The organism is Plantibacter sp. (assembly GCF_059073635.1).
This window is the reverse complement of sequence record NZ_JCACOF010000008.1, coordinates 206,898-229,762: the sequence shown is the minus strand read 5'-3', so window position 1 is coordinate 229,762 and position 22,865 is coordinate 206,898. Positions and strand designations below refer to the sequence as shown.

Below are 22,865 nucleotides of genomic sequence, written 5' to 3'. Positions count from 1 at the left end.
GGGGCGGGAACCTCGCCGGGCAGCACGCCGACGTCCGCCTCACCGCACCCGACGGCTACCAGGCGGTCCGCTCCTACTCGATCGCCTCGGCCGACGCCGGTGACCGCATCGAGATCGCCGTCGACCGGGTCCCCGACGGCGAGGTCTCACCCGTTCCTCGTCGACGCGATCGAGGTCGGCGACCAGGTCGAGGTGCGTGGACCACTGGGCGGCTGGTTCGTCTGGCGCCCCGAGGACACGGAGCCGGTCCTCCTGATCGGCGGAGGTTCGGGCATCGTGCCGCTCATGGCGATGGTGCGAGCGCACGAGGCGGCCGGGAGCACGACGCCGTTCCGACTCGTGTACTCGGTCCGCTCACCGCAGGACGCCTTCTTCGCCGACGAGCTCGCTGCGGCGACCGGGGTCGAGGTCACCTGGATCTACACCCGGCGAGCGCCCGATGGCTGGCCTCGTCCCGCCGGCCGCCTGGTCGCGGCCGACCTGCAGGCGCTCGAGTCCACCGGCGGCGAGGCCCCGTCGGTGTTCGTCTGCGGACCGACCGGCTTCGTCGAGGCGGTCGCCGACACCCTGGTCGCGATCGGCCATGATCCCGCCCGCATCAAGACCGAGCGGTTCGGAGGCGCGTGATGACCTCGCATCTGGACGGGAACGTCCTCGCCGGAACCCTGTCGGAACTGACCGGCACCGACCCGAGCGGCACGATGTCGCAGTGCCTCGGGTGCCGCGACGTCTCGCCCCTCGCCGCGGAGCTGGTGTTCGGCACCCCGGACGCGTGGGTGGTTCGCTGTCGGCACTGCGACGACGTCCTGCTCGTCGTCCTCCATCACGAGGAGACCACGCGCGTCACCCTCGACGGCGTCCGCTGGTGGACGGACCTCGACTGATCGAATCTCGCACGGTACCGAGTCGTGTTACAGTACCGGCATGGAACCAGATAGCAAGCTCGCGGCACTCCGCCGAGGCATGCTCGAACCGCTCGTGCTCGCTTCGGTCGAGCATCAGCGACGCTACGCGGGCGAGATCGCGACGGCGCTCCGCGAAGCCGGCTTCCCCGTCCAGGAAGCCACGCTCTATCCCCTCCTGAACAAGCTCCGACGCGAAGACCTCCTGGCACACGACTGGCAGGAGTCCACGTCCGGTCCACCTCGCAAGTACCTCTCCCTGACCGAGGCCGGACGAGTGCAGCTCCTGGACTTCCGCACCTATTGGTCCTCCCTCACCGACATGATCACGACGATCGGACACTGACATGGAACAGATCCACCACATGAGCCTGAGTGGGCATGCGGAGACGATCCCGCTGACGGCCGCCGCCCACGCCCACCTGCTCCGCTACCTGTCGAACACCCGCGCCGCACTCGGCACCGACCCCGATGCGGACGAGACCGTACGCGACCTCGAGACGACACTCGGAGACCGCCTGCGATCGATGCCGGCAACCCCTGGCGCCGCGATCGACGACGAGCAGCTCGCGATGATCCTCGCGGAGACGGGCTCCGTCGAGCAGGAAGCACCGCCGATCCGGATCCTCGCCTATCCCGCTCGCGGTCGATTCTTCTGTCGCATCGGGGAGGGGAGCTGGTTCGGCGGCCTGTGCGCCGGCATCGCCGCGTACGGCGACTTCCGCGTGGACTGGGTCCGCACCGTCGCCCTCTTCCTCCTCCTCTTCACGGGCGGGACCGCCGGCCTCGTCTACCTGGCTCTGCTCCTCATCCTGCCGAAGGTCGACACGGTCGCCGAGTATCGGCGCCAGTGCGCGGCGCCAGCGCCGAGTCGATGAGATTGCTTCGACAGCCGATCCATCAAAGCTATTGACATTAGCCAAACGGCGATGCAGACTAGCTTCATGAACACGAACCCGGCATCGACAGGGCCTGCCACCCGCTACCTCGACCGTCCCGAGGGCAAGATCGCCTACGAGATCCAGGGCGACGGCCCGCTCGTCGTCCTCGTCCCGGGAATGGGCGAGCTCCGCTCCTCCTACCGCTTCCTCGCTCCCGCGCTCGTCCAGGCCGGGTACCGCGTCGCCTCCACCGACCTCCGTGGTCACGGCGACAGCGACACGACGTTCTCCTCGTACGGCGACGTCGCGACCGCCTCGGACATCCACGCCCTCATCCGCGACCTGGGTGCCCCGGCCGTCGTCATCGGGAACTCCCTCGCTGCCGGCGCGGGCGTGATCGTCGCCGCCGAGCACCCGGAGGACGTGTCCGGTCTCGTCCTCGTCGGGCCCTTCGTCCGCAACCCGAAGGCGGGCGCCGTCATGCAGGCGGTCTTCCGCGCCATGATGGCTCCGCTGTGGATCGCACGGGTCTGGAAGGCCTACCTCCCCACGCTGAACGCGGGCCGGAAGCCGGTCGACTTCGACGACTACCTCGCCGACGTCTTCGCGAGCCTGCGTCGCCCCGCCTACGGCAAGGCCTTCTCGCAGACGACCAGACAGACCGACCATGCCCCGGCCGAGGCTGCGCTCCCCGGCGTGAGCGCTCCGACGCTCGTGATCATGGGCACCAAGGACCCCGACTTCCCCGACCCCGCAGGAGAGGCCCGCTGGATCGGCGACACCCTGCAGGCGGAGGTCGTCCTCGTCGAGGACGCCGGCCACTACCCGCAGGCCCAGCAGCCCGAGGTCACCTCGCAGGCCGTCCTCGGCTTCCTCCAGTCGGCGCTGCACCGTGCCTAGGGCGGGACTCAGCCGCGCGCGCGTGGTGGACGAAGCGGCTGAACTCGCCGACGAGGTCGGGCTCGAGGGGCTGACCCTCGCCGCCCTCGCCGAACGGCTCGGCGTCCGGCAGCCCTCGCTCTACAAGCACCTCGACTCGCTCGCCGGACTCCGCCGGAGCATCTCCCTCCAAGCGAAGGGCGAGCTCGGCGACGTCCTGCTGCGCGCCGCCGTCGGCCGTTCGGGCGCGGATGCGATCACGGTGATGGCCGGCGCCTACCGGGAGTGGGCCCTGGAGCACCCGGCACGCTATACGGCCGCGCAGTGGATCGCCGGGCCGGAGGATGAGGAGGACGCGGCGGCATCGCTCGGCGCCATCCAGGTCATCAGCGACGTCCTCACGGCCTACGAGCTCCGCGGCGACGACGCCATCGACGCGATCCGCGCGTTCCGCTCCACCCTGCACGGCTTCGTCTCGCTCGAGGCGGCAGGCTCCTTCGGCCTCGACCGCGACCTCGACCGGAGCTTCGACCGCCTCGTCCGTGGCTTCGTGATCACGCTGACCCGTTGGGCCGAGACCGCTGGGGACGAGTCCTAGCCGATCTGCAACGGGTTCCGCTGCACGACGCGTGCGGGGTAGCGTGCCCTCATGTCATGCCGCATCAGTGAACTCGTCCTGGACTGCCGCGATCCGGAAGCGCTCGCCCGCTTCTGGTGCGAGGTCCTCGACTTCGTCGTGCTCGACCGAGACGAGGACGGGGTGGAGATCGGAGCGCGGGACGGCTTCGGTGGATCGCAGCCGACCATCATCCTCAGCCGCAGCGACGACCCGCCGCAGCCGAAGTCGAAGCTCCACATCGACGTCAGCCCGACCGACGGCGACCAGGACGCCGAACTCGAGCGCCTGTTGGCCCTCGGAGCGCGCCCGACGGACATCGGGCAGACGGGCGACGAGTCGTGGCACGTCCTCGCCGATCCCGAGGGCAACGCCTTCTGCCTCCTGCGCACGCCCGTCAAGCCGGTCTGATCGGCCTCAGTCCCGGGCGATGAGGGCGAACCGTTCGAGGACGACGAGCGTCGTGTCGTCGAGGCGGAAGTCGGCGCCGAGTTCGGCCTGCATCTCCGGTGAGGTCCAGAACCGCTCGTGACCGGCACGCCAGTCGGCGACCGAGGCGTAGCCTTCGCCCTCCGCCAGAGCGTGAGCCAGTGGCACCTCGCCCAGCGGTACCACCTCGACACCCACCGTCTCGATGACGAAGCGGTGAGCGCCATCGGAATCGACGACGATTCCGCGCTGCCCGACCGCCGGCAACTCCTCGCCTGCCACCTCGTACTCGTGCGCCAGGGAACTCGTCGCGGCCTTCTCGCCGGACTCGATCGCCGCCACCAGCCTGTCCCGCAGCGGGCCGGGGAACGCGAACTCGACGATGGGGAGGTGGTCATCCATGCGTCCATCCCAGCATCGATCGACGCGTCGTGCCACTGCACCACCTCCTGTCGGTTTCCCGCGGCGGCGCCTGCAGCCTCCTGCGGACGCGAGCGGATGCGGTCTGAGGGCCGGCGGGCACGGTGCCGGTGGGATAATCGGCGCATGTCCTCGACCGCGCGGTACGCCAGGCAGCTCGCCCTCCCCGGGTTCGGACCAGCGGCGCAACAGCGTCTCGCCGACGCACGGGTGCTGATCGTCGGCGCCGGCGGCCTCGGCAGCATCGTCATCCCGGCGCTTGCCGCTGCCGGTGTCGGTTCCGGTGACGGCGCGATCCACCTGGTGGACGACGACACGGTCGAGCTCAGCAACCTGCATCGGCAGACCGTCCACAGCACCGCGGACGTCGGCCGGTCGAAGGTCGACTCCGCCGCCGATCGCGCCCTCGCCGTCAACACCGATGCGACGATCCTCAGGCACCGCCTCCGCCTCGGACCCGGCGAGATCATGGGCCTCCTGGCCGACGCGGAGATCGACCTCGTCATCGACGGCAGCGACAACTTCGAGACCCGTTACCTGGTCGACGACGCCGCGACGCTCGCCGACGTCCCACTCGTCTGGGGTGCGGTCTCGCAGTACGGCGGGCAGGCTGGACTCAGCTGGTCGTCTCGCGGCCCGCGCTACCGCGACCTCTTCCCCCACCCGCCGACGGACGGTTCGGTGCTCTCCTGCGAGGCCGGCGGCGTCCTGCCCACCACGGTCGGGGTCATCGGGTCCATCATGGCCACCGAGGCGATCAAGGTGCTCACCGGGGTCGGGACCCTCTCGCTCGGCCGGGTGACGATGTTCGACGGGCTGAGCGGCGGGTTCCGCGAACTCCGGTACGAGCGCGACCCCGCGGGCGCCCGGCAGGTGTCGCTCGATGAGCATCTGCATCGGACGCCAGGAGGGGACGCGGCGAGCGCCGCAGCGGCAGCCCCGCACGAGCCGCGACACGGCGGCCGCACGATCACCGCACCGCAGCTCGCGGCGAGCGACGATGAGGCCGTCCTGCTCGACGTCCGGGAGCCGTGGGAGGCGGAGATCGCCCGGTTGCCCGGTTCGACGCTGATGCCGCTCGGCTCGCTCCCCGAGACGCTCCACGGGCTCGACCCCGAGACGCCCGTGGTCGTCTACTGCCACCACGGCATCCGATCCGAGTCCGCGCTTCGCCTGCTCCTCGAGCGCGGCTACTCGGCCGTCCATCTCGAGGGCGGCATCGACGCGTGGTCGCGGCTCGTGGATCCGACCGTCCCCCGCTACTGACCGCGGCTCCGAACACCCCGTGCAGCCCCACCGACCGACCTCGACGACGGGAACCACCATGACGACGCCAGCGCCCACGAGTCGGAAGACCGTCGAGCAACACGCCTCCGACGTCGCAGCCCTCCTCGACGACGTGACCGACACCGGCGCCGAGCACGTGCCGATCGACGAGGCCGCAGCTCGGGTGACGGCGGTGGCGGTGCCGTCACCGGTCGACCTGCCGCTGTTCCGCAACTCGCAGATGGACGGCTTCGCGGTTCGGGCGGCAGACCTCACGGGCGATGAGACGCGACTGCGGGTGGTGGGCGAGATCGCCGCGCGCCCGATCGACCCCGCGCCGCTCGAGGCGGGGACCTCGGTGCGCATCATGACGGGCGCGGTCGTTCCGCCGGGTGCGGACGTCGTCGTGCCGGTCGAGGAGAGCGAGGTCGAGACGGATCCGGACGGTGTCGAGACCGTCCTCCTCGGTCCTGCGCGCGGCGGTGGCGAGCGCCCGGTGGGGCTGTTCGTCCGGGAACGCGGGAGCGACGTCCGCGCCGGCGAGGAGCTGCTGCCGGCCGGCGTGCGCCTCGCTTCACGACACCTCGCCGTGTTGGCTGCGGCCGGGATCACGACCGTCGAGGTGCGTCGGCGGGTGCGGGTCGCGATCGTCACGACCGGTGCCGAACTCGTCGAACCCGGCGAGACGCCGACGCTCGGCCAGACCTTCGACTCCAACGGGACCGCGCTGGCGGCCGCCGTCGTCGCAGCCGGGGCCGAGGTCAACGCCCGTGCGCGCGTCGTCGACGATGCCGACGTCCTGCTCGCCCTGCTCGACGACCTCCACGGCGAGGTCGATCTCATCCTCACCTCCGGCGGGATCTCCATGGGTGAGCACGAGGTCGTCCGTGACGTCCTCGGTCCGCTGGGTGGCTGGATCGGTTCGGTCGCGATGCAGCCCGGCGGACCACAGGCGCTCGGCGCCCACCGGGGCGTCCCGATCATCGCGTTCCCCGGCAACCCGGTGAGCACCCAGCTCTCGTTCGAGGTCTTCGTCGCTCCGGTCCTCCGCCGGGTCGCCGGGCTGCCGCAGGCGTCGCGCGTGCCGGCCGAACTCGCGGTCGCCGTGCGTTCGGTGCCCGGCAAACGCCAGTTCCTCCGCGGACGCCGACGAGACGATGGCCGGGTCGAACCGGTCTCGGGCCCCGGCTCGCACCTGGTCGCCGGGCTCGCGGCCTCCGACGTGCTGATCGTGATCCCGGAGGACACGCTCGAGCTCGACGCCGGTGACGCTGTGGAAGCATGGGCACTATGACCGGGCTCACACACCTCGACGACGACGGCCGCGCACGCATGGTCGACGTCGGCGACAAGGCCACGACGAAGCGGGTCGCGACGGCGACCGCGACCTTCACCACCCGACCAGACGTGATCGCGCTCGTTCAAGCGGACGGCCTGCCGAAAGCGGACGTCATCGCGACCGCTCGCATCGCGGGGATCGCGGGGGCCAAGCGGACGAGCGAGCTCATCCCGCTGTGCCACCAGCTCGCGCTGTCGTCCGTGAGCCTCGACTTCGCCTTCACCGAGGACTCCATCGTCATCACCGCGACGGCGAAGACCACCGGCCAGACCGGGGTCGAGATGGAGGCCCTGACGGCCGCGTCGATCGCCGGCCTGACCCTGCACGACATGGTCAAGGCCGTCGACCCGGCCTCGGTCCTCGGCGACATCCGGCTGCTGGAGAAATCCGGCGGCAAGCGCGGGAACTGGACGCCGGAAGCGGTCGGAGCCGATCGAAGCACCTGTGGCGCGAACGGTCCGTCCGCGAACCGCGGCCGTCATCGTCGCGTCGACCGCCGGCGCGGCCGGCACGCGCGAGGACCTCACGGGGCCGCGCATCTCCGCCTGGTTGTCCGAGCACGACTACGCGGTCGATGCGGTGACGGTCGTGTCCGACGCCGACGTGCACCTCGCGATCACGGCAGCCCTGGACGCCGCGCCCGCGGTGCTCATCACGACGGGCGGCACCGGCCTCTCGCCGAGCGACCGCACCCCGGAGGCGACGCAGCCCCACCTCGACCGCGAGCTGCCCGGCATCGCGGAGGCGATCCGCACCCTCGGGTCGACCAAGACCCCGACCGCGGCGCTCAGTCGCGGGCTCGCGGGGGTCTCCGGCGGCACCGTCGTCGTGAACCTGCCCGGGTCGACCGGCGGCGTGAAGGACGGACTCGCGGTCCTCGACGGCCTGCTCGACCACCTCGTCGCCCAGATCGCCGGAGGTGGCGCGCATGAGTGAGTCGACGGTTCCCGAGGTCCTCGCCCTCATCTCGGAGTCGCCCCTCGACGCGCATGCGATCGAGGACTTCGTCGCGGCGCCCGCCAACGGCGCCCTCGTCGCCTTCCGAGGCATCGTGCGCGACCACGACCACGGCGAGGCGGTCGACGCCCTCGACTACCGGGCCCATCCCGACGCCCAGCGGTTCCTCGAGGACTGCTGCCGGACGGTCGCCGCGGAGACCGGCCTCCGAGTGGCGGCAGCGCATCGCGTCGGGTCGCTCGTCGTCGGCGACCTGGCCCTCGTGGCCGCCGTCGCCGCCGCGCACCGGGCCGAGGCGTTCGCCGCCTGCGAGCGCCTGGTCGAGGAGATCAAGCGCACCGTCCCCATCTGGAAGCGCCAGCACCTGGCCGACGGCGAGACGGAGTGGGTCGGCCTGTAGCGGCCCGTCCTCGATTCGCCCCGAGTGGTCGCACGCACGAAGCGTGGGCGACCATTCGGGGCGAATCGAGCTGTCAGCGCGGCAGCACGTCGTAGGTGATGCGCACGAGCCCGTCCTCGGGCGTCGCGTGGGTGCCGCGGAGCCGCAGGCGGACGTCGGCGTCGAGGTCGCCGAAGAGGCGGGCGCCCGAGCCGATGAGCACCGGCGCGACCGACACGGTGATCTCGTCGACGAGGCCAGCACCGAGGAACGCCTGGATGGTCCTGCCGCCGTCGATGTAGACGCGGCCGGCCCCGGCCTCGTCGAGCAGGGCGGCCGCTTCGTCGACCGACCCGGCGACCGTGATGCGGTCGTCCCCTGCCTCGAGCGTGGTGCTCAGCACGACGACCCGCTTGCCCTCGAACGGCCACTCGCCGAAGCCGAGGACGGTGTCGTAGGTGGTGCGTCCCATCACGAGGGTGTCGATCGTCGGGAAGAACGAATCCCAGTCGAGCGCCGGGTGCTCCCCCGGCGCATCCGCGGCATGCTCCCGCGGCTCGAGCTCCGTGAGCCAGCCGAGGTCGCCGTCGGGCTTTGCGATGTAACCGTCGAGGCTCACGCCGATGAAGACACAGCCGTGCCAGGAACGTTCACGAGTCATGAGGGTGATTCTGCCCCCGACCTCCGACATCGACTCCGTACGGAAGATTGCCGTACAATGGCGGCATGGCATCTCCATTGAAAGACAAGCGCATCGAGGTCCGCGTCACCAGCGCACAGAAGGACGCGATCGCCACCGCTGCCGCGATCGAAGGTCGGTCCATCACCGATTTCACCACGTCCGCCGCTACGGAACGGGCGGCTGATGTCATCCGCCGTGAGCGCGACATCCGCGTGGATGCGGCAGCCTTCGAACAGTTCGAAGCGATCCTGGAACGCCCAGCGCGCTCGATCGACGGACTCCGCGACCTCCTGAACCGACCCACGATCTTCGTTGACTGAGTTCCGGACTCCACGGCCGCTCGCCACTGGAGACGTCCTGTCGGACTTCCGCTGCGGCGTCGACGTCCTCGACAGCTGGCTTCGTGGATACGCACGGAACAACGACCGCAGTGGTGGGTCGAAGACGATGGTCTCGGTGACGACCGAGGGTCGCGTCGCGGGTTACTACTGCCTCTCCGCGAGTTCGCTCGTTCGAGAAGATGCGCCGCAGCGGCTCGCGCACCGGGCACCCGATCCGATTCCCGTCGTCCTGATCGGCCGGCTCGCCATCGATCAGGAGTTCACCGGCCTCGGCCTCGGAACCGCCCTCCTGCAGCATGCCGTCCTCCAAGCGATCAGCGCGGCGGAGATCATCGGGATGCGAGCGATCCTGGTCCACGCCCTGACCGACGACGTCATCCCGTTCTACGAGCGATTCGGCTTCGAACGATTTCCCGGTTCGAGTCGCGCCCTGTACCTGTTGGTCTCTGACGCGCGGGCGACCCTCGTCGGCTGAGCGCAAGTCGATCGCCGCCCGCACACCTGCGGGGGCGCGTCAACCACTCCGCATCGCGGTAGCGAGCGACGTAGGGTGATCTGATGCCCGAACACGCCCCCGAAGCATCCGACCCGTTCGTCCGCGTCCGGGGAGCCAACGAGAACAACCTCCGCAACGTTGACGTCGACGTGCCGCGCGATGCGATCGTCGCCTTCACCGGGGTCTCCGGCTCGGGCAAGTCGTCGCTCGCGTTCGGCACCATCTTCACCGAGGCACAACGGCGGTACCTCGAGTCCGTCGCACCGTACGCCAGGCGGCTGATCCAGCAGGGTCATGACCCGCACGTCGACTCGATCTCCGGTCTGCCACCGGCGGTCGCCCTGCAGCAGCGTCGCGGCGCCCCCAGCTCGCGCTCCAGCGTCGGCACGGTGACGACCCTCTCGAACTCGCTCCGCATGCTCTTCTCGCGCGCCGGCACCTTCCCCGAGGGGTTCACGACCCGACTCGACTCGGACGCCTTCTCCCCCAACACCGCCGTCGGCGCCTGCCCGGAGTGCCACGGCATCGGCGTCGCGCACACGGTCACCGAGGACTCCCTCGTGCCCGACCCGTCGCTGAGCATCCGCGAGGGCGCGATCGCCGCGTGGCCGGGCGCCTGGCAGGCGAAGAACCTCCGCGACATCACCATCGCGCTCGGATACGACGTCGACCGCCCCTGGCGGGAGCTCGACCAGGAGGACCGCGACTGGATCCTCTTCACCGAGGAGCAGCCGGTCGTGCAGATCACGCCGCAGCGCGACCGCGTCGCGAAGCCGTACAACGGCATGTTCTGGAGCGCCAAGCAGTACGTCTTCCACACCCTCTCCGACTCGAAGAGCCAGATGATGCGGAACAAGGTGCTGCAGTTCGTGCGCTCGGGTCCGTGCCCGCTCTGCCACGGCACGGGACTCCGCCGCGAGGCGCTCGCGGTCACCTTCGCCGGCCGCACGATCGCCGAGCTCAACGCCCTGCCGATGACGGAGCTCGCCGAGGTCATCCGCCCCACCACGGAGCTGACCGACGCGGCGCCCGCGCTCCCGACCACGCTGTCCGGCGAGCGCACCGACGTCGCCGTCGCCATCACGACCGACCTCCTCGCGCGCATCCGCGTGCTCACCGACCTCGGACTCGGCTACCTCGGCCTCGGGCGCGTGACGACGACGCTCTCCCCCGGCGAGATGCAGCGGCTCCGGCTCGCGACCCAGCTGCGCTCCGGGCTCTTCGGCGTGGTCTACGTCCTCGACGAACCGTCAGCGGGTCTGCACCCGGCCGACGCGGAGCCCCTCCTCGAGGTGCTGGAGCAGCTGAAGCGCTCCGGCAACTCGGTCTACGTCGTCGAGCACAACATGGACGTCGTCCGGAACGCGGACTGGATCGTCGACGTCGGCCCCGGCGCGGGTGAGGGTGGCGGCGACGTGCTCTACAGCGGCGCCGTCGAGGGTCTCGCCGACGTCGAGGCGTCGGCGACCCGTCCGTTCCTCTTCCCCGACCAGCACGGTCCGGCTCCCGAGCGACGAGCACTCCGTGAGGCGCGCGACTGGCTCGAGGTGGAGGGCATCACGCTCCACAACCTCGCCGGCGTCGACGCCTCGATCCCCCTCGGGACGTTCGTCGCCGTCACCGGTGTCTCCGGTTCCGGCAAATCGACCCTCGTGAGCCGCGTCCTCCGCGACGTCGTGCGCGACCACCTGCGCGCAGACGGCCGGACGACGGACGACGTCGCAGACGATGACGACGAGGTGCCCGCCGAGTCCGGATGCGGCCGAGGGTTCCGGCCTGGCGGAGGCGACGGTGCCGGACGGACACGCCGACACGCTCACCGTCCGCCGCGTCGCGAGGGCTCGAGCACGTCGACCGCCTCGTCCGGGTCGACCAGAAGCCCATCGGACGCACACCGCGGTCGAACCTGGCGACCTACACCGGACTGTTCGACGCCGTCCGCGCGGCCTTCGCCGCCACGGACCTCGCCCGCGAGCGCGGGTACACGGCCGGCCGCTTCTCGTTCAACGTCGCGGGAGGTCGCTGCGAGACCTGCCTCGGCGAAGGCTTCGTGTCGGTCGAGCTGCTGTTCCTCCCCGGCAGCTACGGGAAGTGCCCGACCTGTGACGGCGCTCGGTACAACGCCGAGACCCTCGAGGTCACCTACGACGGGAAGTCGATCGCAGACGTCCTCGCACTCACCGTCGAGCAGGCGGCCGAGTTCCTCGCGGCCGTCCCGGCGGCGGCACGCAGCCTCCGCACCCTGCTCGAGGTCGGCCTGGGGTACCTGCGGCTCGGCCAGCCGGCCACCGAGCTGTCGGGCGGTGAGGCGCAGCGCATCAAGCTCGCGACGGAACTCCAGCGGGTGCGACGCGGTCACACCCTCTACCTCCTCGACGAGCCGACGACCGGCCTCCACCCGGCCGACGTCCGTCGTCTGCTGGCGCAGCTGAACGCGCTCGTCGACTCCGGCGACACGGTCGTCGTGGTCGAGCACGAGATGGACGTCGTCGCGGCGGCCGACTGGGTGATCGACCTCGGACCGTCCGGCGGCGACGCTGGTGGACGCATCGTGTCCGCGGGCACGCCGGACACCGTCGCCGCAGACCCCGACAGCCGCACCGCGCCCTACCTGGCGAAGCGACTGGCGTTGCTCGGAGCGGCACCGTCACCGGAGGACGCGTCGGCGGGATGACGCCCCGCCGTCGCCGAGCGCCTAGCGTGGAGTCCATGCAGACGACCGATGCACGCCGTGACCTCCGCGCTCAGCGCATCGCCGTCGTCGTCTGGGCGGTCGCCGCGACGGTCGATGCTGGTGCTGGCTCCCATCGAGGAACTCATCTGGGCGCCGCTCGCGATGACGGACGACTCCTACGGCCTCGAGGCGATCTACGGGGTGTTCGCGCCCACCACCCTGACCGTCGGCCTCGTCGGTGTCGCGATCGCGTTCCTGCTCGGCCTCACAGCCATTCTGGTGTTCACCCACTTCGGATGGCGCGGCCGGCTCGGCACACACTGGGTCCACGTCGCGACACTCGGATCCATGCTCGTCTGGCTCGGTCTCCTGGCCATGTTCGTCGCCGGCTTCGGCGTCGGGAACACCGTGTCCGACGAGATCCCGCCGTACGTCGGCCGGTCGTCATCGGTCGGCGAACTGCTCCAGATGCTCGCGCTCGTGGCGTTCCTGGCGACCGTCGTCGGAGCGATCTGCTCGCTCATCCTGATGTTCCGGTCGGCCGGGGTGGCCCGTCGCGCCTGGCAGGCTTCGCGATGAGCCCCTATCCGACACCTGACGTGTAAGGTCACGGAGTATGACGCAGCCCGAATCCGCGTTCCTCTCCGTGACCTACGTGAGCACCTCCGCTGCGCCGCTGACCCAGACCGCCCTCGAAGCGATCCTCCGGCAGTCCCGCGACAACAACGGACGCTCCGGCCTCACCGGCATGCTCGCCGTGCGCGGCGACGACTTCTTCCAGGTGATCGAAGGGCCTCCTACGGCCGTGCGCCACGTGCTGCAGCGGTTGCGCGAGGACACCCGACACAGCGAGCTGCGGGTCCTGGTCGAAGAGGAGATCGACTACCGGCGGTTCCCGGACTGGACCATGCGCTGCGAGAACCTCGACGACTACCCGGCTGATTCGATCCCCGGCTACCGCGCGTCGCACGAGGACGAATCGGATGCACGGCGCCATCGCATCCTGGACCTCCTGCGATGGTTCCAACACCGCGCGACCCGCGCCCTCGCCGAGCGTCGTCGCTCAGCGACGTCCCCGTCCTAGCCGCCGGCGAAGGGTGGGAGGACGTCGACCCGGGCGCCGAGCGGACGGGTGTCGTCGCGACTGACGACGCCGTCGACGAGGAAGGAACCGGACGCGAGGACCTTCGCCATCGCGTCGCCGTAGCGCTCGAGCAGCACCGACTTCAGCTCGCCGACCGTCGCGACCGCCGGCAAGGACTCCTCGGGGACGCCGGCGGCCTCCTCGGCAGCGGCGAAGTAGCGCACGAGCACCTGCAGGGTCGTCGTCTCAGCCACCGATCGCTCCCATGCTCCGCTCGGGACGGACGAAGTCGGGTGACGCGATGCGGTGCCCGGCCTGCTTGTGCCACATCGCCGCGCGCCAGCGATCCGCGATCTCGACGTCCTCGACGCCCGAACGCAACATGCCCCGAAGGTCGGTCTCGTCGTCGCCGAAGAGGCAGGAGCGGATCGTCCCCTCGGCGGTGAGCCGCGTGCGGTCGCAGTCGTCGCAGAACGAGCGCGTGACCGAGGCGATGATGCCGACCGTGGCCGGGCCGCCGTCGACGAGCCACTCCTCGGCGGGAGCGGAGGGGTCCTCGCGATGCGGGGCAGTGAGCGTGAAGCGGGAGCCGAGGACGTCGAGCAACTCGGCCGCGTCGACCATGTTCTCCCGCACCCACGCCTCGTCGGCGTCGAGCGGCATCTGCTCGATGAAGCGGAGACGGCACCCGTTCTCGATCGCCCAGGAGAGCAGGGCGACCGCGCCGTCGAGCGTGTCGCGCATGAGGACGGCGTTGATCTTGAGCGGCGTCAGCCCGGCGCGCTTGGCGGCCTCGATGCCGGCCAGGACGGCGGGGAGTCGGTCGCGACGCGTGAGTCGCGCGAAGTGGTCGCGGTCGACGGTGTCGAGGGAGATGTTCACGCGGGTGAGCCCGGCGGCCACGAGCTCGTCGACGCGCTTGTCGAGTCCGATGCCGTTCGTCGTCATGGAGATCGAGGCGTCGCCGGCGACCGCGGAGCTGCGGGCGATGATCTCCGCGAGGTCGGGGCGCATGAGCGGCTCGCCACCCGTGAAGCGGATGTCGTGCACCCCGAGGTCGCGGACGGCGATCTCGACGAGGCGACCGATCTCGGTGGGCGTCAGCAGGTCGTCGCGGGCGATCGCGGGGAGACCCTGCTCGGGCATGCAGTACGTGCAGCGCAGCGAGCACTTCTCCGTGATCGACACCCGGAGGTCGCGGGCGACCCTGCCGAAGCGGTCGATGAGGCCGTCGACGTCGGGGCGCCCGGCAGCGTCCGGGATGTGCCTGAGCGGCGACCCGATGCGTGGGATTCCGAGCCCGACTGTGGTCATCCCCCCAGGGTACGGGGATGGACGGCCGACTTGCCCCTCTAGAGCCGCTTCGGGGAGGAACGCCCAGCGGGCGCGCGTAGCATGACGGACATGGAGCCCCGCCGCCGCACCCTGCTCGCCGGTGCGTCCGGCGTCGTCGCAGCCGTCGCCACCCTCGGCTCGGCCGAGGCCGTCGCAGCCTTCGTCGCCCCCGCGAGCTCGCCGCTGCTCGCTGTGGGTTCCCTCGTGATCGACCTCGTGCCCGGTTGGGTGAAGGACCTCGTCATCGCCCTGTTCGGCACCAACGACAAGCTCGTGCTGCTCATCGTGCTCGGCGTCCTGGTCGCGGCCCTCGCCGTCGGGATCGGGATCCTCGAGGAGCGTCGCCCGGTGGTCGGCAGCATCGCGCTCGCGCTCGTCGGTGTCGTCGCGGTCGTCGCCGCGATCACCCGCGCGGACGCGGGCCTCGACTGGGCGTTCCCGAGCGTCGTCGGTACCGCGGTCGGCATCCTCGTCCTGCGACTGCTCGTGACCCGGCTCCGCACCTGGGACGACGCGACGGTCGCGGATGAAGCCCGGCCGGTCGTCGGCGCCTCGCGGGCCGAACTCCCCCGGCGCTCCTTCCTCGTCCTGCTCGGCGGCACCGCGGTCGGCGCACTCGTCGTCGGCGTCGGCGCGCGCGTCGCCTCGGCCGGAGCGGTCGCCGTGGAGACCATCCGGAAGGCGCTCAAGCTCCCGACGGCCGCCGTCGCCGCACCGCCGGTCCCCGCCGGAGCCGAACTCGGTATCGACGGACTCACCCCGGTCGTGTCGGCGAACGACTCCTTCTACCGGATCGACACCGCCCTCCAGGTGCCGAACATCGACCCCTCGACCTGGAGCCTCAAGATCACCGGCATGGTCGAGCAGGAGGTCGAGATCGGGTTCGAGGAACTCCTCGCCCTCCCGCTCCAGGAGTCGATCATCACGCTGACCTGCGTCTCGAACCCCGTCGGCGGCGACCTCATCGGCAACGCGCTCTGGCTCGGGTACCCGATCCGCGAGTTGCTCGCCCGCGCGAAGCCCAAGGCCGGAGCCGACATGGTCCTGTCGCGGAGCATCGACGGGTTCACCGCCGGCACTCCGCTCGAGGTCCTGCAGGACGAGGATCGCGACAGCCTCCTCGCCGTCGGGATGAACGGGCAACCGCTCCCGCTGCAGCACGGCTTCCCGGTGCGCATGGTCGTCCCGGGCCTGTACGGCTACGTCTCCGCCACGAAGTGGGTCGTCGAGCTGGAGGTGACCCGCTACGCGGACGCCCGGGCCTACTGGACCGACCGCGGCTGGTCCGAGCGCGGGCCCATCAAGACGGAGTCGCGCATCGACGTACCCCGCAACGGTGGACGTGTCGCGGCGGGGAACGTCGCGATCGCCGGCGTCGCCTGGGCGCAGCACACGGGCGTGAACCGGGTCCAGGTCCGGATCGACGACGGCGACTGGCTCGACACGACGCTCGCGACCGCCATCTCCGACGACACCTGGGTGCAGTGGGTCCTCCAGTGGGACGCCCCGGCCGGCGACCACACCATCGCCGTTCGCGCGACCGACGCCGCGGGCAAGACGCAGAGCGAGACCCCCGTCGACGTCGTCCCCGACGGCGCGGAGGGCTGGCACACCATCTCCGTCGGCGTCGACTGACCCGAGATCATCACGATTCCGAACCGGGACACCACCGTGTCACCGGTGCGGAGTATCGTCACTCGGGCACGTCCCTCACGCTCCTGTCCGGCTGCGCCGCCGACCGGAGCACTGGTCTCGCGCCAGGCCCGCTCCACCTCGTCACCCGTCCGCGCGATGCCCCGCGCCGGACACGAACCGTCTAAGGACCTCACGTGGCCCTCCTCGCCCTCGCCCTCCGACACGCCAAGCCGTACGCGGCCTGGGTGGTCGCGGTGTTCGTGCTGCAGCTCGTCTCGACGATCGCGGCCCTCTACCTCCCCAGCCTGAACGCCCAGATCATCGACCAGGGTGTCTCCCGCGGCGACACGGACTTCATCTGGTCCACCGGCATGACGATGCTGCTCGTCTGCCTCGTCCAGGTGGCCGCAGCCATCGGCGGGGTCTACTTCGGCGCCCGCACCGCCATGGCCATCGGCCGCGACCTGCGCCGGGAGTTCTACCGGAAGGTCGACTCGCTCGGCGCCCTCGAGATCGGCGGCTTCGGCAGCGCGACGCTCATCACGCGCGGCACGAACGACGTCCAGCAGGTCCAGATGCTGATCCTCATGACCCTCAACTTCATGGTGTCCGCACCGATCATGTGCGTCGGCGGCATCATCATGGCCCTCCGTGAGGACGCGGGGCTGTCCTGGCTGGTGTGGGTGTCCGTGCCGGTGCTCTTCATCATCGTCGGGTTCCTGGTCTACCTGCTCATGCCGCTGTTCCGGCAGATGCAGGACCGCATCGACGGCATCAACAGCGTGCTGCGCGAGCAGATCATCGGCATCCGCGTCGTACGCGCCTTCGTCCGCGAGCCGTTCGAGTCGGAGCGCTACAACCGTGCGAACGAGGCGCTCACGCGCGTCTCGATCAAGGTCGGCAACATCTTCGTCCTCATGTTCCCCGTCATCATGATGGTCCTGCACCTCGCGACCGCCGCCGTCCTCTGGTTCGGCGGTCAGCGGGTGGACGCCGGACAGATGCAGGTCGGTTCCCTCACCGCGTTCCTCCAGTACCTGCTCCAGATCCTCACCTCGGTGATGATGGGCGTCTTCATGGTCATGATGATCCCTCGCGCGGTCGTGTGCGCCGAACGCATCCAGAGCGTCCTCGACACCGAGCCGAGCCTCACGGTGCCGACCAGCACCGACATCCGCGTGCCGTCGGTCGGTCGCGTCGAGTTCACCGGCGTCACCTTCGGCTACCCCGGTGCGGAGCGACCGGTCCTGTCGGACGTGACGTTCACGGCGGAGCCCGGCAAGACCACCGCGATCGTCGGCTCGACCGGCTCCGGCAAGACGACGCTCCTCTCGCTCATCCCGCGCCTCTACGACCCGCAGCAGGGCCACGTCACCATCGACGGCGTCCCCGTCTCGCAGCTCACCCGGCAGCAGATCGCCGGGGTCGTCGGGATCGTGCCGCAGAAGCCGTACCTGTTCTCGGGCACGATCGCCTCGAACCTCCGGTTCGGACGTCCCGACGCCACCGACGACGAGCTGTGGAGCGCCCTCGACGTCGCGCAGGCTGAGGACTTCGTCCGCGCGAAGCCGAAGATGCTGAACGACGGCGTCGCCCAGGGTGGCACGAACGTGTCCGGCGGCCAGCGTCAGCGCCTGTGCATCGCCAGGGCCCTCGTCGCGAAGCCCCTGGTCTACCTCTTCGACGACTCGTTCTCGGCCCTCGACGTCGCCACCGACGCCCGACTCCGGGCAGCCCTCGGCGACAGCACCGCCGACGCGACCGTCATCATCGTCGCGCAGCGCATCGCGACGATCCGCGAGGCCGACCACATCATCGTCATGAACGACGGCGGCATCGTCGGCCGCGGCACCCACGACGAACTCCTGGAATCCAACGAGACGTATCGCGAGATCGTCCAATCGCAGCTCGCTGTGGAAGGGGTGGCGTGACCATGGCCCGTTCACCACGTGACAAGCGTCCCTCGCGCACCTCGAAGGACACCGCCCAGGCTCCCGAGCTGAACGCGATCGAGGCAGACGTCCTCGAGCCGGAGTTCACCCCGGGAGAGTCCGACGGCGACATGTTCGGCGGCACGCCCTCGAAGAAGGCCGAGCAGTTCTGGCCGTCCGCCAAGCGGCTCGTCGGTCTGCTCGCACCCGAGAAGGTGAAGATGAGCCTCGTCGTCGGGCTCGTCGTGCTCTCCGTCGTCCTCACGGTCATCGCCCCGAAGATCCTCGGGCTCGCGATGGACGCGATCTTCAACGGCGTCATCGGCTCGCAACTCCCGGCGGGCGTCCCGCTCGACCGGATCGTCGACGAAGCACGGGCCTCCGGCAACGACCAGTACGCCGACATGCTCGTGAAGTCCGACATCACGCCCGGCCAGGGCATCGACTTCACCCTGCTCGGCCGCCTCATCATCATCGTGCTCGCCATGTACATCGTCGCGTCGATCCTCAACTGGGCGCAGGGCTACATCCTCAACGGACTCGTCATGCGCGTGGTCTACAACCTGCGCCAGGACATCGAACGGAAGCTCAACCGCCTCCCGCTCAGCTACTTCGACACCCGCCAGCGCGGCGACCTCATGTCCCGGGTCACGAACGACGTCGACAACATCCAGACCGCCCTCCAGCAGGCGTTCTCACAACTCGTGCAGTCCGCCCTCACGGTGCTCGGCATCACGGCGATGATGTTCATCGTGTCGTGGCAGCTCGCACTCATCGCGCTGATCGCGTTGCCGCTGTCCGCGCTGATCGCCGGGGTCATCGGCTCCCGCTCGCAGAAGCTCTTCACCGCGCAGTGGAAGAACACCGGCTCGCTCAACGGGCACATCGAGGAGTCGTTCTCGGGCCTCGAGCTGGTGCGGGTCTTCGGTCGCGACAAGGAGATGCTCGCCGAGTTCGACGAGCGGAACGAGAAGCTCTACACGGCGGCGTTCGGCGCGCAGTTCGTGTCCGGCATGATCATGCCGGCGATGACCTTCGTCTCCTATCTGTCCTACGTGCTCATCGCCGTCGTGGGCGGCCTCCGGGTCGCCTCCGGGCAGATGACCCTCGGCGACGCGACGGCGTTCATCCAGTACTCCCGCGAGTTCTCGCAGCCGCTCGGCCAGATCGCGGGCATGGCCAACCAGTTGCAGTCGGGTGTCGCGTCCGCCGAGCGCACCTTCGAGCTGCTCGACGCCGAGGAGCAGGACCCGGAGACGGCGACGGCGCACCTGCCCGAGCACACCGACGGCCACGTCGAGTTCGACGGCGTCTCCTTCAGCTACGACCCCGAGAAGCCACTCATCGAGGACCTCTCCTTCTCCGCGCAGCCGGGTCAGACCGTCGCGATCGTCGGCCCGACCGGGGCGGGGAAGACGACCCTCGTGAATCTCGTCATGCGGTTCTACGAGCTCACCGGCGGACGCATCCTCCTCGACGGGGTCGACGTCACGGCGCTGACGCGTGCCGAGCTGCGGTCGCAGGTCGGGATGGTGCTGCAGGACGCCTGGTTGTTCGAGGGGACGATCCGCGAGAACATCCGATACGGCCGACTCGACGCGAGCGATGCGGAGGTCATCGAGGCCGCTGAGGCGACGATGGTCGACCGCTTCGTGCGGCAGCTGCCCGACGGGTACGACACCGTCCTCGACGCGGACGGCGGCAGCGTCTCGGCCGGTGAGCGCCAGCTCATCACGATCGCCCGCGCGTTCATCGCGAAGCCGAAGCTCCTCATCCTCGACGAGGCGACGTCCTCCGTCGACACGCGGACCGAGCTGCTGGTGCAGCACGCGATGGCGGCGCTGCGGTCCGACCGCACCTCGTTCGTCATCGCCCACCGCTTGTCGACCATCCGCGACGCGGACACGATCCTCGTGATGGAGAACGGCCGGATCGTGGAGCAGGGCTCGCACGCGCAGCTCCTCGAGGTCGACGGCGCGTACGCCGAGCTCTACCGCACGCAGTTCCGCGGTGGCGAGGAGCAGTCGGCGATCGACGAGGCAGCCGTCGCCAGCGGGTCCGACACGGCGCACGCACCGCGCAGCTGATCCGACACCGACGCCACGACGGGCGGGCGCTCGATTCCCGAGCGCCCGCCCGTCGGTTCAGCTGAGGGTGGTCGACCGCCAGGTGCCCTGATCGTTCACCCACAGTCGTCCGTTCCCGACGAGGATGTCGCCGGAGCGGCCGCCGTACGGCCGCGCGAGCCCCATGTGCCGCGTGGAGAGGTAGCTCGTGTTCGGCTGCGCGTTCGCGTGCGCCGTGTTGCTCGACTCCCAGCGGTTGCCCTGCACCACCGAATGCCCGGTCGTGCCGAAGGTGTCGAGGCCGTACTCGCACTCGCGCGCGGTGTTGCCGATGATCGTCGCGCCACCGGTGCAGTTGCTCACGGCGACCGCGACGCGGATGCGGTCGATGCGGTTCCCCATGACCACGATCGAGCCGGCACCCTGGTGGAGCACCCCGAACCCGTTGGAGGTCGCCGCCCCGGTGATGGAGTTGTCGGAGACCACCGCATCCTCGGCGAGGTACGACACGACACCGCCCACCGAGCCGGATGCGAGCGTGACGGCGACCCGGTTGCCCGAGACGACGGGTTGTCTGGTCCGATCGAGCGCGATCCCGATCGGGCAGGTACCGCCGGCGATGCGGACCACGTTGTCGGTGATGAGCGCGTCGACGGCGCCGATGACGGTGGTCGAACCGCGGGGCGGTGTCGCCGCCTGGGCCATGATGCCCGCGGCCGCGACGCCGCGGATCTCGATGACGTTCCCGGAGACCACGGTTCCCTGCGCGTCGCGGTAGATCATGACCGGGCAGCGCTTCGGCCCCCAGGCCGACCCCTGGTCGTCGTCGGCCGTCCGCGTCCAGCGCACCGTGTTCGCGACCAGGGCGACCGATCGGGTGTCGATGACGGCGAGTCCCCACCAGGTCGCGTCGGACACGGTGTTGCCGGTCACGACGGTGTGGGCCATGCCCTCCACGGCGATGGATCGGCGGAACGGCCCGGTGACGACGTTGCCCTCGATCGTGACCATCGAGTCGGCCCAGGACCCGGGATCGGCCGCGTAGTCGGGCAGGTTCTCGGCATGGATGCCGACCCGTGCGTCGGTGCCGGGGGCAGCCGAGACGATGTTGCCGATGACCGCCGAACGCGCACCCCAGACGGTGATGCCGTCGCCGCGGTCCTCCCCCGCGGACGAGGCGGAGCCTCGCCCTCCGCCCGAGCCGACGACGTTCAGGACATGGCACGCGGAGATGACGACGCCCTCGAACTCGCCTGACGGTTGCACGGCGATGCCGTTCTGGAACCCGTCGACGGTGACGCCGTCGATCAGGACGTCGCTCGCCCAGATGCTGATCCCGGTGTTGCGCTCACCCGTGCTCGATGCCGGCGGGCCCGCGTAGCTGACCCGGACACCGGTCACCGAGCTGCCCGACACGATGAGTTTCAGCGCCGGGGCCGCCTCGACACCTCCGACGAACCGCAGCTCGCCGCGCCCGCGGAGATGGACGCGACGGTCGATCCTGATCGTCGCGTCCACGGCGATGACGTCGCCGCCGCGGACGATCACGGTGCTGCCGGCCGGAACGGCCGCGAACCAGGCGAGGACCGCGGCGGTGCTGACGGAGGCACCGGTCGGATCGATCCCGGGACCCTCGAGCACGAGTTCGACGGGCGGGGCGGCCTGGGTGTCCGCGCTCCCGCTCGGTGCCGATGGTGCGGGGTCGGGGTCGGGTGGTGACGACGGGGCCTCGTGGTCGGGTTCGGGATCGGGATCGAGGGCCGTCGGTTCAGGTTCCGGGATCGGTTCGGGTTCCGCTCCGGTCCCCCGCCCCCGAGCTGTTCCGTCGCGCCATGATGTCTTGTCCACAATCCACACAGTACAGAAGCATGAGGCACAGAAGCATCCTAGAGTTGGACGTCCGGCGTGATCACCGCCGTCCGATCATTCAGGAGCACCATGCCGTCACCGGAGAACCGCGCGACCGGGCCGGGCCGCCGACCGGCACCCCGCGTCGACCACACCGCCTTCGCCGGAGCCCGCGCCATCGCCGCCTGGTGGGTGGTGTTCTCGCACTCCGCGGACTGGCTGTTCTCCGTCCTCCCCGAGCTCTCGTGGCTCGCGCCGATGGCCCACACCGGACTCGCCGTGGACGTCTTCTTCGTCCTGAGCGGGTACACGATCGCCCGGGCCTACCTGGATCGACGCTGGACCTGGCCCGCCTACGGTCGCTTCCTCCGGAACCGCGTGGCGCGCCTCTACCCGGCACACGTGGCCGTGCTCCTCGCCTTCGCACTGCTCTGCGTCGGCGGGGCGATGGTCGGTGTCCCAACGGACGACGGGGCGTTCCCGCCCATCGGCCTCCTCGCCGAACTCACGCTCACCCGCGCGTGGTTCGGCGACGCACTGTGGTGGAACCCACCCGCCTGGTCGCTGTCGGCCCAGTTCCTCGCGTTCATCCTGTTCCCGGCGATCGCCCTCGCCTTCCGCGGCCGGGTGCGCGGCCCGGTCCCGGTGGTCACCCTGTCGATCGTGCTCGTCAGCGCGACGACGATCGCCGCCGCCCTCGCCCCG

At 70.4% G+C, this 22,865-nt stretch carries 24 protein-coding genes and 3 pseudogenes; 21 read left to right on the top strand and 6 right to left on the bottom strand.

Going from position 1 to position 22,865, the window contains the following annotated elements; genetic code table 11:
- The first annotated feature begins 99 nt into the window (after positions 1-99).
- The 7 genes from AC5JOC_RS08335 (at position 100) to AC5JOC_RS08305 (ending at position 3,689) form a co-directional block, all read left to right on the top strand.
- Positions 100-627 carry a ferredoxin reductase domain-containing protein gene (locus AC5JOC_RS08335; RefSeq protein ID WP_494246111.1) on the top strand — a complete coding sequence of 176 codons (528 nt, stop codon included), beginning with the start codon at positions 100-102 and terminating at the stop codon, positions 625-627.
- On the top strand, positions 627-884 hold the full coding sequence (locus AC5JOC_RS08330) for a DUF6510 family protein (protein WP_192004076.1): 258 nt from the start codon (positions 627-629) through the stop codon (positions 882-884). Before AC5JOC_RS08335 ends, AC5JOC_RS08330 begins: the two co-directional genes overlap by 1 nt.
- 40 nt (positions 885-924) lie before the next feature.
- Positions 925-1,248 (top strand): PadR family transcriptional regulator, encoded by a 324-nt coding sequence (locus tag AC5JOC_RS08325; RefSeq protein WP_159876711.1) that lies wholly within the window; start codon positions 925-927, stop codon positions 1,246-1,248.
- A gap of 1 nt (position 1,249) precedes the next feature.
- The gene (locus AC5JOC_RS08320) at positions 1,250-1,780 is read left to right on the top strand and encodes a PspC domain-containing protein (RefSeq protein WP_197977356.1); all 531 of its coding nucleotides are present in this window, start codon (positions 1,250-1,252) and stop codon (positions 1,778-1,780) included.
- Between the two features lie 66 nt (positions 1,781-1,846).
- Complete coding sequence (locus tag AC5JOC_RS08315; RefSeq protein ID WP_124767925.1) at positions 1,847-2,683, top strand: alpha/beta fold hydrolase; 837 nt, start codon at positions 1,847-1,849, stop codon at positions 2,681-2,683.
- A gap of 22 nt (positions 2,684-2,705) precedes the next feature.
- Positions 2,706-3,260, top strand: coding sequence for a WHG domain-containing protein (locus AC5JOC_RS08310; protein WP_197977355.1), 555 nt, complete (start codon positions 2,706-2,708; stop codon positions 3,258-3,260).
- 51 nt (positions 3,261-3,311) lie between these two features.
- Positions 3,312-3,689: a VOC family protein gene (locus AC5JOC_RS08305; RefSeq protein ID WP_071261898.1), complete on the top strand. Its 378-nt coding sequence runs from the start codon at positions 3,312-3,314 to the stop codon at positions 3,687-3,689.
- A 6-nt stretch (positions 3,690-3,695) separates the two neighbouring features.
- On the opposite strand, the gene AC5JOC_RS08300 is transcribed toward AC5JOC_RS08305, so the two are convergent.
- A complete protein-coding gene (locus AC5JOC_RS08300) occupies positions 3,696-4,109 on the bottom strand; it encodes an ASCH domain-containing protein (protein WP_494246107.1) in 414 nt (137 codons plus the stop codon).
- Positions 4,110-4,253: 144 nt separating this feature from the next.
- On the opposite strand from AC5JOC_RS08300, the gene AC5JOC_RS08295 reads away from it, so the two are divergent.
- From AC5JOC_RS08295 to AC5JOC_RS08275, 5 genes and pseudogenes are all read left to right on the top strand, one after another.
- Positions 4,254-5,393: a ThiF family adenylyltransferase gene (locus AC5JOC_RS08295; RefSeq protein ID WP_137242838.1), complete on the top strand. Its 1,140-nt coding sequence runs from the start codon at positions 4,254-4,256 to the stop codon at positions 5,391-5,393.
- 58 nt (positions 5,394-5,451) lie between these two features.
- A complete protein-coding gene (locus AC5JOC_RS08290; protein WP_494246105.1) occupies positions 5,452-6,687 on the top strand; it encodes a molybdopterin molybdotransferase MoeA in 1,236 nt (411 codons plus the stop codon).
- Positions 6,675-7,088, top strand: a pseudogene (moaC, locus tag AC5JOC_RS08285) (cyclic pyranopterin monophosphate synthase MoaC); the annotation flags it as partial. The gene AC5JOC_RS08290 and the pseudogene moaC, both read left to right, overlap by 13 nt.
- A gap of 88 nt (positions 7,089-7,176) precedes the next feature.
- A complete protein-coding gene (locus tag AC5JOC_RS08280) occupies positions 7,177-7,668 on the top strand; it encodes a MogA/MoaB family molybdenum cofactor biosynthesis protein (RefSeq protein WP_494246103.1) in 492 nt (163 codons plus the stop codon).
- On the top strand, positions 7,661-8,089 hold the full coding sequence (locus AC5JOC_RS08275) for a molybdenum cofactor biosynthesis protein MoaE (RefSeq protein ID WP_056011786.1): 429 nt from the start codon (positions 7,661-7,663) through the stop codon (positions 8,087-8,089). Before AC5JOC_RS08280 ends, AC5JOC_RS08275 begins: the two co-directional genes overlap by 8 nt.
- 73 nt (positions 8,090-8,162) lie before the next feature.
- Here AC5JOC_RS08275 and AC5JOC_RS08270 read toward each other — a convergent pair whose 3' ends face one another.
- A complete protein-coding gene (locus AC5JOC_RS08270) occupies positions 8,163-8,729 on the bottom strand; it encodes a dihydrofolate reductase family protein (RefSeq protein ID WP_494246101.1) in 567 nt (188 codons plus the stop codon).
- Between the two features lie 47 nt (positions 8,730-8,776).
- Here AC5JOC_RS08270 and AC5JOC_RS08265 point away from each other — a divergent pair, with 47 nt between their 5' ends.
- The 5 genes and pseudogenes from AC5JOC_RS08265 to AC5JOC_RS08245 all read left to right on the top strand — a co-directional run bounded on the left by AC5JOC_RS08265 (position 8,777) and on the right by AC5JOC_RS08245 (position 13,345).
- Positions 8,777-9,070, top strand: coding sequence for a type II toxin-antitoxin system TacA family antitoxin (locus tag AC5JOC_RS08265; protein WP_494246100.1), 294 nt, complete (start codon positions 8,777-8,779; stop codon positions 9,068-9,070).
- Positions 9,063-9,566 carry a GNAT family N-acetyltransferase gene (locus AC5JOC_RS08260; RefSeq protein WP_494246098.1) on the top strand — a complete coding sequence of 168 codons (504 nt, stop codon included), beginning with the start codon at positions 9,063-9,065 and terminating at the stop codon, positions 9,564-9,566. Before AC5JOC_RS08265 ends, AC5JOC_RS08260 begins: the two co-directional genes overlap by 8 nt.
- An 83-nt stretch (positions 9,567-9,649) precedes the next feature.
- Positions 9,650-12,219: pseudogene (locus tag AC5JOC_RS08255) on the top strand (excinuclease ABC subunit UvrA); the annotation flags it as partial.
- Between the two features lie 162 nt (positions 12,220-12,381).
- Complete coding sequence (locus AC5JOC_RS08250; protein WP_494246097.1) at positions 12,382-12,840, top strand: hypothetical protein; 459 nt, start codon at positions 12,382-12,384, stop codon at positions 12,838-12,840.
- 37 nt (positions 12,841-12,877) lie between these two features.
- Positions 12,878-13,345, top strand: a complete 468-nt coding sequence (locus AC5JOC_RS08245) for a BLUF domain-containing protein (RefSeq protein ID WP_159876694.1) — start codon at positions 12,878-12,880, stop codon at positions 13,343-13,345.
- Here AC5JOC_RS08245 and AC5JOC_RS08240 read toward each other — a convergent pair.
- Positions 13,342-13,599 carry a MoaD/ThiS family protein gene (locus AC5JOC_RS08240; protein ID WP_079704425.1) on the bottom strand — a complete coding sequence of 86 codons (258 nt, stop codon included), beginning with the start codon at positions 13,597-13,599 and terminating at the stop codon, positions 13,342-13,344. The two genes, AC5JOC_RS08245 and AC5JOC_RS08240, sit on opposite strands and share 4 nt — an antisense overlap.
- Positions 13,592-14,659, bottom strand: coding sequence for a GTP 3',8-cyclase MoaA (gene moaA / locus AC5JOC_RS08235; RefSeq protein ID WP_064293946.1), 1,068 nt, complete (start codon positions 14,657-14,659; stop codon positions 13,592-13,594). The genes AC5JOC_RS08240 and moaA overlap by 8 nt, the downstream gene beginning before the upstream one ends.
- A gap of 90 nt (positions 14,660-14,749) precedes the next feature.
- Here moaA and AC5JOC_RS08230 point away from each other — a divergent pair, with 90 nt between their 5' ends.
- The 3 genes from AC5JOC_RS08230 to AC5JOC_RS08220 all read left to right on the top strand — a co-directional run bounded on the left by AC5JOC_RS08230 (position 14,750) and on the right by AC5JOC_RS08220 (position 20,333).
- Entirely contained in the window at positions 14,750-16,315 is a 1,566-nt protein-coding gene (locus tag AC5JOC_RS08230; RefSeq protein ID WP_194642993.1) for a molybdopterin-dependent oxidoreductase, read from the top strand.
- 194 nt (positions 16,316-16,509) lie between these two features.
- Positions 16,510-18,246, top strand: a complete 1,737-nt coding sequence (locus AC5JOC_RS08225) for an ABC transporter ATP-binding protein (RefSeq protein ID WP_079704423.1) — start codon at positions 16,510-16,512, stop codon at positions 18,244-18,246.
- A 2-nt stretch (positions 18,247-18,248) separates the two neighbouring features.
- Positions 18,249-20,333 carry an ABC transporter ATP-binding protein gene (locus AC5JOC_RS08220; protein ID WP_494246093.1) on the top strand — a complete coding sequence of 695 codons (2,085 nt, stop codon included), beginning with the start codon at positions 18,249-18,251 and terminating at the stop codon, positions 20,331-20,333.
- A 57-nt stretch (positions 20,334-20,390) separates the two neighbouring features.
- Here AC5JOC_RS08220 and AC5JOC_RS08215 read toward each other — a convergent pair whose 3' ends face one another.
- Both AC5JOC_RS08215 and AC5JOC_RS08210 read right to left on the bottom strand, forming a co-directional pair.
- A complete protein-coding gene (locus tag AC5JOC_RS08215) occupies positions 20,391-22,160 on the bottom strand; it encodes a NosD domain-containing protein (RefSeq protein WP_494246091.1) in 1,770 nt (589 codons plus the stop codon).
- Between the two features lie 38 nt (positions 22,161-22,198).
- Positions 22,199-22,471, bottom strand: a complete 273-nt coding sequence (locus AC5JOC_RS08210; RefSeq protein ID WP_494246089.1) for a hypothetical protein — start codon at positions 22,469-22,471, stop codon at positions 22,199-22,201.
- Here AC5JOC_RS08210 and AC5JOC_RS08205 point away from each other — a divergent pair.
- A pseudogene (locus AC5JOC_RS08205) lies at positions 22,353-22,832 on the top strand (acyltransferase family protein); the annotation flags it as partial. The gene AC5JOC_RS08210 and the pseudogene AC5JOC_RS08205 overlap by 119 nt on opposite strands.
- Positions 22,833-22,865: the final 33 nt, after the last annotated feature.